This window comes from Stenotrophomonas rhizophila (assembly GCF_000661955.1).
GTDB classification, from domain to species: domain Bacteria; phylum Pseudomonadota; class Gammaproteobacteria; order Xanthomonadales; family Xanthomonadaceae; genus Stenotrophomonas; species Stenotrophomonas rhizophila.
This window is the reverse complement of sequence record NZ_CP007597.1, coordinates 2,720,145-2,732,205: the sequence shown is the minus strand read 5'-3', so window position 1 is coordinate 2,732,205 and position 12,061 is coordinate 2,720,145. Positions and strand designations below refer to the sequence as shown.

9 protein-coding genes are annotated in these 12,061 nt (G+C 68.3%); 5 read left to right on the top strand and 4 right to left on the bottom strand.

Annotation, left to right across the window (positions count from 1 at the left end):
- Positions 1–34: 34 nt before the first annotated feature.
- Positions 35–1,030 (bottom strand): hypothetical protein, encoded by a 996-nt coding sequence (locus tag DX03_RS11625; protein WP_038688908.1) that lies wholly within the window; start codon positions 1,028–1,030, stop codon positions 35–37.
- On the bottom strand, positions 1,027–1,545 hold the full coding sequence (locus tag DX03_RS11620) for an RNA polymerase sigma factor (protein WP_244880244.1): 519 nt from the start codon (positions 1,543–1,545) through the stop codon (positions 1,027–1,029). The genes DX03_RS11625 and DX03_RS11620 overlap by 4 nt, the downstream gene beginning before the upstream one ends.
- Before the next feature lie 272 nt (positions 1,546–1,817).
- Here DX03_RS11620 and DX03_RS11615 point away from each other — a divergent pair, with 272 nt between their 5' ends.
- A complete protein-coding gene (locus tag DX03_RS11615; RefSeq protein ID WP_425598274.1) occupies positions 1,818–4,667 on the top strand; it encodes a bifunctional diguanylate cyclase/phosphodiesterase in 2,850 nt (949 codons plus the stop codon).
- A 43-nt stretch (positions 4,668–4,710) separates the two neighbouring features.
- Here DX03_RS11615 and DX03_RS11610 read toward each other — a convergent pair whose 3' ends face one another.
- Complete coding sequence (locus DX03_RS11610; RefSeq protein ID WP_038688904.1) at positions 4,711–5,304, bottom strand: LOG family protein; 594 nt, start codon at positions 5,302–5,304, stop codon at positions 4,711–4,713.
- A gap of 224 nt (positions 5,305–5,528) precedes the next feature.
- A complete protein-coding gene (locus DX03_RS11605) occupies positions 5,529–7,025 on the bottom strand; it encodes an aminotransferase class III-fold pyridoxal phosphate-dependent enzyme (protein ID WP_038688902.1) in 1,497 nt (498 codons plus the stop codon).
- A gap of 213 nt (positions 7,026–7,238) precedes the next feature.
- Here DX03_RS11605 and queA point away from each other — a divergent pair, with 213 nt between their 5' ends.
- The 4 genes from queA (at position 7,239) to secD (ending at position 12,048) form a co-directional block, all read left to right on the top strand.
- A complete protein-coding gene (gene queA, locus DX03_RS11600) occupies positions 7,239–8,303 on the top strand; it encodes a tRNA preQ1(34) S-adenosylmethionine ribosyltransferase-isomerase QueA (RefSeq protein ID WP_038688901.1) in 1,065 nt (354 codons plus the stop codon).
- 201 nt (positions 8,304–8,504) lie between these two features.
- Complete coding sequence (gene tgt, locus DX03_RS11595) at positions 8,505–9,635, top strand: tRNA guanosine(34) transglycosylase Tgt (RefSeq protein WP_038688899.1); 1,131 nt, start codon at positions 8,505–8,507, stop codon at positions 9,633–9,635.
- Positions 9,636–9,786: 151 nt separating this feature from the next.
- Complete coding sequence (yajC, locus tag DX03_RS11590) at positions 9,787–10,134, top strand: preprotein translocase subunit YajC (RefSeq protein WP_038688897.1); 348 nt, start codon at positions 9,787–9,789, stop codon at positions 10,132–10,134.
- A gap of 60 nt (positions 10,135–10,194) precedes the next feature.
- Positions 10,195–12,048 (top strand): protein translocase subunit SecD, encoded by a 1,854-nt coding sequence (secD, locus tag DX03_RS11585; protein WP_038688895.1) that lies wholly within the window; start codon positions 10,195–10,197, stop codon positions 12,046–12,048.
- Positions 12,049–12,061: the final 13 nt, after the last annotated feature.

Genomic DNA, 12,061 nt, shown 5'->3' with positions numbered 1-12,061 from the left:
TTGTAGGTGACGACCGTGGGTCGTCACGTGCCCCTCAGTTGTCCAGCAGCTGGCGTACGTCGCGTGGCACGCGCGCTTCCGGGTACTGCTGCAGGTAGCGTTCCAGGCTGGCGCGCGCGGTATCGCGGTCGCCGGCATCGCGACGCTCGCGGATGCGCTTGAGCCACTGCTTGCGCGGCAGCAGGGCATCGGCCGCAACGGCGGCATCGACGGCGCTGGCCGACAACGCACCGCCCACGGCCGGCGATGCCGCGCGCCGCATCACGCCGGGTGCGCCTTTCATCGGGCGCGCCGCTTCGTTGGTCATCGGTGCCGGTGCGGCGGTGAGCGCGTCGTCCCGCGCCCGCGCGCCGGTCACGGTGACGGTGTCGTTGGGGCGCGGCTCTGCGCTGTCCATCACGTACGCGTGTGCACGCGGGGCAGCGGCGGCCTGCATCGGGGCGGCCGCGGGTGCCGGCGGGGCCGGCGGCATCGGCGGCATCGGCGGGGCCACTACCGACGGCGCGGGCTGTGCCGCCATCGGGCGCGGCACGTCGTGGGGCGGAGGCGGCGGCGCGGCGGCCAGCGAGCGTTGCTTGGCCTGCGGCTGGGCCGCCGGCGCAGTGGTCGCATCGGCCACCTCGGCAGCGGCCATGGCAGGGGCGGCTGCGTCGGCGGCCGGTGCCTGCGCGGCATCCTCGGCGGTTGCAGGCGCAGGTGCGACCTCAGCCAGCGCGGGCGGGGTCGGGGCGTCGGGCTTGAGCTGCCAGGCGATGCCGACCGCGAACACCACCGACGCGGCCAGGCCCAGCGCGGCGGGCAGCCGCGACCGCGGCCGGCGCGTGACGGGGGCGGCAGCCCTGGGCGGTTGTGATGCAGCGTCCGCGTCGTCGGAGGGAACCGCCGTGGCCACCGGTGCGGCCTGCACGGCCGCCCGTGCGGCCGCCAACACCGCCTCGTCCAGCGCAGCCGACGGTGCGCTGGGCACCGCACGGCCGAGCAGGCGGGCCAGTTCGCGTTCTTCGGGGGTCAGCGGATCCGAGCGGTTCATTCGGACAACCCCGCGCGCAGCTTGTCCATCGCATAGCGCAACCGTGATTTGACCGTTTCGCGGCCCACGCCGGTGATCTGTGCGATCTCTTCCAGGCTCAGTTCCTGCTCCAGCCGCAACTGCAGTACCTCGCGCTGTTCATCGGGCAGCTGTTCCATCGCCAGCTGCAGGCGCCGGCGTTGTTCGAACTCGGACAGCTGGCTTTCCGGGGTGCGGGTATCGCTCATCCGTGCCACCCGCTCGTCGGCGTCGCCGGGCGCTGGCGGACGGTGCCGCGCGGCGCGCCAGTGATCGTTGAGCCGATTGTGGGCGATCCGGAACAGCCACGTGGTGAAGGCGGCGTCGGGCTGCCAGCCGGCGCGCGCGGCGATCACCCGCTGCCAGACGTCCTGGAACATTTCGTCGGCCAGCGCGGCATCGCGCAGCTGGCGCAGCAGGAAGCTGTACAGGCGGCTGCGGTGGCGCGCATACAGGGTTTCAAACGCGCGCAGCTCCCCGCCGGCCCAGGCCAGCATCAGCGATTCGTCGGTTGGCAGGGCAGCGGCGTCCACGGCGCACAGGGTAAGCGCTGGGCCGCCGTCCGCATAGCGGGGCGGGGCGGCGACGGCAGGCGACAGCAGGGGCGCGGGCACGGGGGACATGACCAGTTCAACGTTCGAAGGCGCTGAACGGGGTTGTGGGCTTCCATTGCCCCCCGCCCGCCGCGTTATGCTCAGGGCACAGGGGAGGTGCCGGGCATCCGGCGCCAGAAGAGATCAGCATCGTGTCCAGCCAGGTAGCGACATCCGTGCGGCATTCCGATCATGACGCGGTGGTTTCCGCTGCGCTCGCGCAGGCGTTGGGCGCGCTGCTGCCCGGCGACGCGCAGGTGGCGCTGGCCTGGTCCGATCCGGGCCTGGGTGAAGGCTGCCAGGCCGATCCCGCCCCCGCGCAGGACCCGGCCGCGCTGCTGGAGGCACTGCTGGGCGGTGCCACCGGGGCCGAGACCGCGCTGCGTCGCTGGCAGGACCATGGCAGCGAACTGGCCGTCCAGGCGCTGACCGCCGACGGCGGCGTGCCCGACCAGGCGTGGTGGGACATCGCCCGCCAGGCGCTGCAGGACGCGGTGGCACTGGCCCGGCAGCGGGCGCAGATCCGCTCGCTGGAAACCTCCAAACGGCTGCAGCAGGCGCTGTACGAGATTGCCGACCTAGCTGGCGCGGACCTGGAAATGGCCGACATGCTGCGCCACTTCCACCGCGTGCTCAATTCGCTGATGTACGCGCAGAACTGCTACATCGTCGAGTACGACGACGTGCGCCGACGGGTGCGCTTCCTGTACTTCGCCGACCAGCGCGACAGCTTCGTGGCCGACCCGGACCGCAGCTACGAAGAACACGAAATGCCGCGCAGCCTGACCTTCGCGCTGCTGCGCCACGGGCAGCCGCTGAGCGGACCGTCCAACGAGCTGCTGGCGGCGATGAACGACGAATACGACCCCAGCCGCGGGCCGGAAAGCCTGGACTGGCTGGGCGTGCCGATGCTGCGCGAAGGCCGCGTGTGCGGGGCCATCGTGGTGCAGAGCTACGAGCACCGGGTGCGCTACAACGAGGCCGACCGCACCCTGCTGGGCTACGTGGCCCAGCACATCCTCACCGCGATGGACCGTCGCCAGGCCCAGGTGCAGCTGGAGCGCCAGGTGGAGCGGCGCACGCTGGAACTGCAGCGCGCCAACCGCAGCCTGCAGGACGAAGTGGTGGAACGCCGCCGCGCCGAGAAGCTGCAGCTGGCGTTGTTCAACATCGCCGAAATGGCGATGAGCGCCGAGAGCCTGGCCCAGTTCTATGTGCAGGTGCATGGCGTGGTGGGCACGCTGCTGGATGCACGCAATTTCTACATCGCGCTGGTCAACGAGGTCGGCGATGGGCTGGATTTCGTGTACTCGGTGGATGAGTACAACGCGTCCCGCGCGCCGCGTCCGTTCAGCCAGGGCCTGACCGAGTTCATCGTGCGCAACCGGCAGCCGCTGCTGGCCTCGCGCGAGCACATCGACGCCCTGCGCGACGCCGGGCGGGTGCGCGAGTTCGGCGCGCGTTCGCATTGCTGGCTGGGCGTGCCGCTGCTGAGCGACGACGACGTGGTCGGGGTGATCGTGGTGCAGAGCTACTCGCCGGAGGTGAGCTTCACCGCGCACGACCAGCGCCTGCTCACCTTCGTGGCGCAGAACATCGGCAACGGCCTGGCCCGCCAGCGCGACCAGGAGCGCCTGCGCAACGCGCACGCCGAGCTGGAAAAGCGCGTGGACGAGCGCACCCGCGAGTTGGCCGAGGTGAACGACAAACTGCTCGGGCAGATCGGTGAACGTCTGCGCGCCGAGCAGCGCCTGACCCATCAGGCCATGCACGATGCGCTGACCGGGTTGCCCAACCGCCTGCACCTGCTGGACCGGCTGGAAGATGCGATCGCGCGCGCCCGGGTGCCCGACGGCCCACGCTTTGCGGTGCTGTTCCTGGACCTGGACCGGTTCAAGCTGGTCAACGACAGCATCGGCCACGCGGCCGGCGACCAGATGCTGGTCGAGGTGGCCAAGCGGATCGTGTCGATGATCGGCCCGGGCGACGTGGTGGCGCGGCTGGGCGGCGATGAATTCGCGATCGTGCTGCAGTGCGACCACGGGCTGGATTCGGCCCGGGAGTTCGCGCAGCGGATGCTGGTGGCGCTGGAAGAGTCGATGTGGGTGAAGGGACGCGAACTGTTTCCGTCCGGCAGCCTGGGCATTGCGATGTGGAACCCGCGCTACCGCAATGGCGAGGAACTGGTACGCGACGCCGACGCGGCCATGTACCGGGCCAAGGCCCAGGGCAAGGACCGCTGTGCGGTGTTCGACGAGGCGATGCGCGAGGAAGCGCTGCGCAGCCTGGATTTGGAAGCGGACCTGCGCCGGGCGATCATCAACCGCGACTTCCTGCCGTATTACCAGCCCATCGTGCGGCTGTCCGACGGCGCGGTAGTCGGCTATGAGGCGCTGCTGCGCTGGCGCCACGAACGGCGCGGGCTGCTGTTGCCCAGCGCATTCCTCGACCTGGGCGAGGAAAGCGGGCTGATCGAGCAGGTGGACTGGCTGCTGTATGAAGACGTGATCGGGCAACTCGCGCGGGGCGGCGAGGGCTATCTGTCAGTGAACGTGTCGCCGCGACATTTCCGTTCGGCCGATTTCAGCACCCGCCTGTTCGGGCTGATCGAGGCGGCCGGCGCCGATCCCCACCGCCTGCGCCTGGAGATCACCGAAGTGGCGCTGCTCGACGACGGTCCGCGCACGCTGCGGATCCTGCAGACGCTGCGCGAGCGCGGCGTGCTGGTGCAGCTGGATGATTTCGGTACGGGCTTCTCGGCCCTGTCCTACCTGCACCGCTTCCCGATTTCGACGTTGAAGATCGATCAGAGCTTCATCGCCGGCCTGCACGGCCAGGACATGCAGAGCACCTATGCGCTGGTGCAGGGCGTGCTGTCACTGGCCCGCACGCTGGGCATCGAAACGGTGGGCGAGGGCATCGAAAACGATGCCCAGCGCCAGACCCTGTTGCAGCTGGGCTGCGACTACGGCCAGGGCTACCTGCTGGGCCGCCCCGCGCCCATGGAAACCTTCGAAGCCCGGTAGTGCCGGCCGCTGGCCGGCAAACCCACATCACCGCATCAAGCGATCACACCAACGCGGCGCGACGCTTTTCATCGATCCACTTGGACGCCTGCGCCGGCTCATAGGCGCGCATCCAGTCCAGCATGGCGTCGATGTCCGAGCCGTACCAGAGGTCGGCGCGCTGTTCCGGGTGCAGGAAGCGCTCTTCGACCATGCGGTCGATCATGCCGATCAGCGGGGCGTAGAAACCGTCGACATCCAGGAACGCGCACGGCTTGTTGCCGATGCCGAGCTGGCGCCAGGTGAGCATCTCGAAGATCTCTTCCATGGTGCCGAAGCCGCCGGGCAGGGCCACGAACGCGTCGGACAGCTCGAACATGCGCGACTTGCGCTCGTGCATCGAGCCGACGATCTCCAGCTCGGTCAGGCCGCGGTGGGCCACTTCCCAATCGGCCAGCTGCTGCGGAATCACGCCGGTCACTTCGCCACCGCCGGCCAGCACGGCATTGGCCACGGTGCCCATCAGGCCAACGTTGCCGCCGCCATAGACCAGGCGCAGGCCGTCGCGGGCGATGCGGTCGCCCAGCGCGATGGCGCGCTCGGTGTAGATCGGCTTGCTGCCGGGGTTGGAGCCACAGTAAACGCAAATCGACTTCATTGGATCTTCCTGTGTTCGGGAACGGGTGCGGCGGAAACGAAAAAGCCCCGCCGATGACCGATGTTCCGGCCTCGTGACGGGGTTCGTTCCGCGAATGCGGGGGGTGATTATCGCGCGTTCGCGGCGCGGAGGCCAATCGGCCCATCGCCGGTAGAGCCGACCGTTGGTCGGCTGCCGTATCGCGGAACCGACCATGCGGGTTCACACCCGCACGGCCACGGGCCTTACGCCGCCTGCGACTGCTCCCGGCGCGGGCCTTCCTTCAACGCCCGGCCCACCAGGCCCACCAGCAGGTCCAGCTCTTCGCTGTCCATGCCGAAATGCGGGGTGAAGCGCAGCGAGTTCTCGCCGCCGTGGATGACGTTGATACCGTGGTTGCGCAGCCATTCCTCGGTGGAACCGGCGCCGTAGCACTTGAACTGCGGGGCCAGCTCGCACGAGAACAGCAGGCCGGTGCCCTGCACCTTGGTGATCAGCCCGCCCAGGTCGCTCTTGAGCTGCTCCAGCTTGCGCACCGCTTCCTCGCCGCGCACGCGGATGTTGTCGCGCACCTGCGGGGTCAGCAGCGACAGGGTGGCGCAGGCCACGTCCAGCGCACGCGGGTTGGAGGTCATGGTGTTGCCGTAGATGCCCTTGCGGTACAGCTGCGCGGCATGTTCGGTGACGGCCAGGACCGACAGCGGGAACTGCGCCGCGTTGAGCGCCTTGGAGTAGGTCTCCATGTCCGGCGCGTCCAGGCCCTCGAACCCGGGGTAGTCCACCAGCGACAGCACGCCATGCGCACGCAGGCCAGCCTGGATCGAGTCGATCAGCAGCAGGCTGCCGTGCTGGCGGGTCAGCTCGCGGGCCAGCGCATAGAACGACGGCGGCACCGAACGGCCCGGGTCGCCTTCGCCCATCACCGGCTCCAGGAACACCGCTTCGATGAACCAGCGGTTCTGCTCGGCCTCGGCGAAGACGCGCTTGAGCGCCTCCTCGTCGTACGGGGCCAGGGCGATGACGCTGTCTTCGCCGCGGTAGCTGGCCAGGTGCTGGGTGTAGGTCTTGCGGCTGGAATCGGAGTACAGGCCGGGGCGATCGGTGCGGCCGTGGAAGCTGCCCTTGATCACCACCCGCTTGATCTTCGCGCCGGCATGGCGGGCACCCGGGTCGGTCTGCAGCTTGGCGTTGACGTCGGCGATGCGCGCGGCCAGGCCGACCGCCTCGGAGCCGGAGTTCAGGCACATGAAGTGGCTGAACGGGCAGCCGCCGCGACGGTGGCCGATTTCCTTGCGAAGCGCCTGGATGAAGCGCTGCTGTGACAGGCTGGGCGTCATCACGTTGGCCATCACCTGCGGGGCGGCCATCGCCTCCATCACGGCCTCGGGGGTATGCCCGAAACCGAGCATGCCGTAGCCGCCGGCGTCATACAGCACCGCACCCTTCAGGGTGACCACCCAGGAGCCGCGGGCGGCGAGGGCGACATACGGGGTCACCGCATCGTCGGCATAGAAATTGACGAAACCGTCCTGCATCGCATCGATCTGGGCGCGTTCGTCGGCGGCCAGCAGCGCGCCAAGGTCGGCGCGCACGCGCTCGAATTCGGCGGCGGCAGCGTCGATCGCGGCAACCAGGTGCGGGTGGCCAGCGGCCAGGCGTTCCAGCGTGGCGTCATCCAGGCCGGCGGTGAGGCGGGTGCCGGGCTGGGCGCGAAGGGGGGCGAGGCGTTCGATGAAGCTCATTGCAGATCTCCTGAAACAATTGGCGGCACGGCGCAAAACGCAAAACGCGCGTCTATTCGCGCGCGCTCGGGGTATTCCTGCTCGTGCATCTGACTTCCAGCCTGATGCTATCACGCGGTTTTTCGCGCGATAACCCCGTCAAAAACTGTTGCATAGCAGCATTTTGCGCGACGTTCGGTAAAAGCTGCGTTGCCACCGAGGGCCAGTCGTACAATGGCCGACATTGCCTACACGTTGCCGTGCGCTGCCTTGAAGAAGTCCGATTTCAACTACGAACTGCCGCCCGAGCTGATTGCCCAGGCGCCCCTGGCCGAACGCTCCGCCAGCCGCCTGATGCTGGTGCCGCAGGCGCCGGCCGCCTTCGATCACCGCCACGTGCGCGACCTGCCGGACCTGCTCAACCCGGGTGATCTGCTGGTGTTCAACGACACCCGCGTGATCCCCGCGCGCCTGTTCGGGCAGAAGGCCAGTGGCGGCCGCGTCGAAATCCTGATCGAGCGCCTGCTGGGCGCGCAGCAGGCCCGTGCCCAGGTGGGCGCGAGCAAGTCGCCCAAGCCCGGCAGCCGGATCGCGCTGGACGCGGGCGGCGAGGCGGAGGTGCTGGGGCGCGATGGCGAGTTCTATGTGCTGCAGTTCCACGTGCCCGAGGCACTGGAGCAGTGGCTGCTGCATGCCGGGCGGCTGCCGTTGCCGCCTTACATCCAGCGTGAGCCGGGGCTGGACGACCGCGAGCGCTACCAGACCGTGTTCGCGCGGGAAGTGGGCGCGGTGGCCGCGCCGACCGCCGGCCTGCATTTCGACGAAGCGCTGCTGGCGGCCTTGAAGGACAAAGGGGTCGATTTCGGCCATGTGACCCTGCACGTGGGCGCCGGCACCTTCCAGCCGGTGCGGGTGGACGACCTGACCGACCATGTGATGCACCGCGAATGGCTGAACGTGGGCGCCGAGCTGGTCCAGCAGGTCCGCCGCACCCGGGCCGCCGGTGGGCGGGTGATCGGGGTGGGCACCACGGTAGTGCGCGCGCTGGAAAGCGCGATGCACGACGGCGAACTGCTGCCGTATGCCGGCGAGACCCAGATCTTCATCACCCCGGGTTACCGGATCCGCAGCGTGGACGCGATGGTGACCAACTTCCATCTGCCGGAAAGCACCTTGCTGATGATGATTTCGGCGTTTGCCGGCCAGGCGCGGGTGTTCGAGGCCTACCGGGCCGCCATCGCGGAGAAGTACCGGTTCTTCAGCTATGGCGACGCGATGTTGTTGTTCCCGCAGGCGTGAATTGAGGGCAGCCGACCGACGGGCAGCCGACCAACGGTCCGCTCTACGTCGGTGGGTGGGTCGCCGGCCAACGGCCGGGTCCACGCGTTTGGGTAGGTACCGGCCGTTGGCCGGTACGGTTGGCGGGTCGATCCGTGCCCGTCCGGCCATGTCGGCCGGTTTTCGGCGATAATCGGCAATTATTTGCCCGAATCCCGCTCCATGTCCCGACTCCAGTTCCAGCTCCAGACCACCGACGGCCGTGCCCGCCGGGGCCGCCTGACCTTCCCCCGTGGCACCGTGGAAACCCCGGCCTTCATGCCGGTGGGCACCTATGGCTCGGTCAAGGGCATCCTGCCGGAGCAGATCCGGGCGCTGGGCGCGGAAATCATCCTGGGCAACACCTTCCACCTGTACCTGCGGCCGGGCCTGGACGTCATCGCCGACCACGGCGGCCTGCACGGCTTCGCGCGCTGGGATGGCCCGATCCTGACCGATTCGGGCGGTTTCCAGGTGTTCTCGCTGGCCCATCGCCGCAAGATCACCGAACAGGGCGTCACCTTCTCCTCGCCCAACGACGGCGCACGCGTCTTCCTCGGGCCGGAAGAGAGCATGCGCATCCAGAAGGTGCTCGATTCGGACGTGGTGATGATCTTCGACGAGTGCACCCCGTACCCGGCCACCGAGCCGGTGGCGCGCACCTCGATGGAGCTGAGCCTGCGCTGGGCCCAGCGCAGCCGCAACGCGCATGACGAACTGGGCAACGACGCCGCGCTGTTCGGCATCGTCCAGGGCGGGGTCCACCACGACCTGCGCAGCCAGTCGGCCGAGGGCCTGCAGAAGATCGGCTTCGACGGCTACGCCATCGGCGGGCTGGCCGTGGGCGAGCCCGAGCACGAGCGCAACGCCATGCTCGACCACATGCACCCGATCCTGCCCGCCGACCGCCCGCGCTACCTGATGGGCGTGGGGCGCCCGGAAGATCTGGTCGAAGGCGTCGCCCGTGGCGTGGACATGTTCGATTGCGTGATGCCCACCCGCAACGCCCGCAACGGCCACTATTTCACCTCGGCCGGCACCATCCGCATCCGCAACGCGCGCTACCAGCGCGATATGGACACCATCGAGCCGGGCTGCGGCTGCCACGCCTGCACCAGTGGCTACACGCGTTCCTATCTGCGCCACCTGGACCGCTGCAACGAAATGCTGGCCCCGATGCTGGGCACCATCCACAACCTGTATTACTACGAAAAGCTGATGGCCGACATGCGCGCGGCCATCGAGGCGGGAACCTTTGCCGCCTTCCGTGAGTCCTTCTACGCGGCCCGTGGCATGGCCACGCCGGCGTTGTAAGGGCCGCACGCAGTCCAAATCAGCGCGCAAACCCTGCCAAACGGCCCAAGGACGAACTCCCGGGGCCATGGCATACTTCGTGGCTGACCCCCGTTTCGCGGCGACTCCCCGGCCCACCTGGGCGGGGCGCCTCCCAACCCAAGGACACAAGATGAACCTGATCGCTTTCCTGATTCCCGCCGCCCACGCCCAAGCTGCCGGCGGCTCGCCGCAGGGCGGCATGGGTCTGACCACGCTGCTGTTCCCGATCATCCTGATCGCGATCATGTACTTCCTGATGATCCGCCCGCAGATGAAGCGCCAGAAGGAACACAAGGCGATGCTGGAGAAGATCAAGCGCGGCGACGAAGTGCTGACCAACGGCGGCATCGCCGGCACGGTCACCGACATCGGCGACAACTTCATCACCCTGGAAGTGGCTGACAACGTGCGCATCCGCGTGCAGAAGGGCGCCGTGGGCAACGTGCTGCCCACCGGCACGCTGAAGTCGGCCAACTAAGCCACTCCTTTCCGAAGCACAACCGCGGCGCCGGGATGGGCGCCGCGCGGGACCCAAGCAATGCTCGAATTTCCACGCTGGAAGTATTTCCTCATCCTGATCGTGCTGGCGCTCAGTACCCTGTACGCGCTGCCCAACGTCTATCAGAAGGACCCGGCCGTCCAGATCACCGCCAACCGTGGCGGCCAGATCGACGACGCGCTGCGTGACCAGGTGCTGGCCGACCTCAAGAAGGCCGGTATCGCCACCATGGGCGCGGAAAAGGAAGGCGACAGCCTGATCGTCCGCCTGCCGGACCTGCAGGCACAGGCCGCCGCCAGCGACACGCTGCGCGACAGCGTGGGCGAAAACTACGTGGTGGCCCTGAACCTGGCCTCGACCGTGCCGGACTGGCTGGCCAAGCTGGGCGGTCGCCCGATGGTGCTGGGCCTGGATCTGCAGGGCGGTGTGCACTTCGTGCTGCAGGTCGACCAGAAGGCTGCGCTGGACAAGCGCCTGGATGCCTACGCCGAAGACGTGCGGACCAGCCTGCGTGATGCCCGCGTGGCTTACCAGTCGGTGGAGCGTCGCCCGGACAACAGCATCGTGGCCACCATCAGCCCGTCGGCCGGCGAAGAAGCGGTCACCAAGGCGCGTGATGTGATGGCCAAGGCGCAGCCCACCCTGGGCTACAACGTCACCGGCAACCGCATCGCCATCACCGTGCCGGAAACCGAGCTGAACCAGATCGCCAACGGGGCGATCGAGCAGAACATCAATACGCTGCGCAACCGCGTCAACCAGCTGGGTGTGGCCGAGCCGATCATCCAGCGCCAGGGTGCCGACCGCGTGGTGGTGCAGCTGCCGGGCGTGCAGGACACCGCCGAAGCCAAGCGCATGATCGGTGCCACCGCGACGCTGGAATACCGCGCCGTGGTCGACGGCAACGCGCAGGACGCCATCGCCAGTGGCCGCATCCCGCCGGAAGCCAAGGTCTACCAGCGCCGTGACAACGGCGGCCCGGTGCTGCTCAACAAGCGCGTGATCGTCACCGGTGACCAGATGGTCGCCGCGCAGGCCACCACCGACCAGAACGGCTCGGCCGCGGTCAGCGTGACGTTGAACAACGTCGGCGGCCAGCGCATGTTCGACTTCACCAGCGCCAACGTGAACAAGCCGATGGCCGTGGTCTACACCGAGCGCATCCCGACGGTGACCATGGTCGATGGCAAGGAAGTGCGCAGCTTCCGCGTCAAGGAAGAGGTCATCTCGGTGGCCAACATCAACGGCGTGTTCGGCAAGAACTTCCAGACCACCGGTCTGGAGAAGAAAGAAGCCGAAGACCTGGCCAAGCTGCTGAAGTCCGGCTCGCTCGCCGCGCCCATGGACTTCGTGGAAGAGCGCGTGGTCGGCCCGAGCCTGGGTGCCGAGAACGTGCAGAACGGTATTACCGCCGTGGTCTACGCGTTCCTGTTCACCCTGGTGTTCTTCAGCGTGTACTACCGCATGTTCGGCGTGATCACCTCGCTGGCGATGCTGTTCAACCTGCTGATCGTGGTGGCGGTGATGTCGATGTTCGGTGCCACCATGACCCTGCCGGGCTTTGCCGGTCTGGCGTTGTCGGTGGGCCTGTCGGTCGACGCCAACGTCCTGATCAACGAGCGTATCCGTGAAGAGCTGCGGGCCGGCATGCCGGGCAAGACCGCCATCGTGACCGGTTACGACCGCGCCAGCGGCACCATCCTCGACGCCAACCTGACCGGCCTGATCGTCGGCGTGGCCCTGTACGCATTCGGTACCGGTCCGCTGAAGGGCTTCGCGCTGACCATGATCATCGGTATTTTCGCCTCGATGTTCACTGCGATCACCGTATCGCGCGCCCTGGCGACGCTGATCTACGGCCGTCGCAAGAAGCTCCAGAACGTGGCCATCTGACGGGACGACTCGC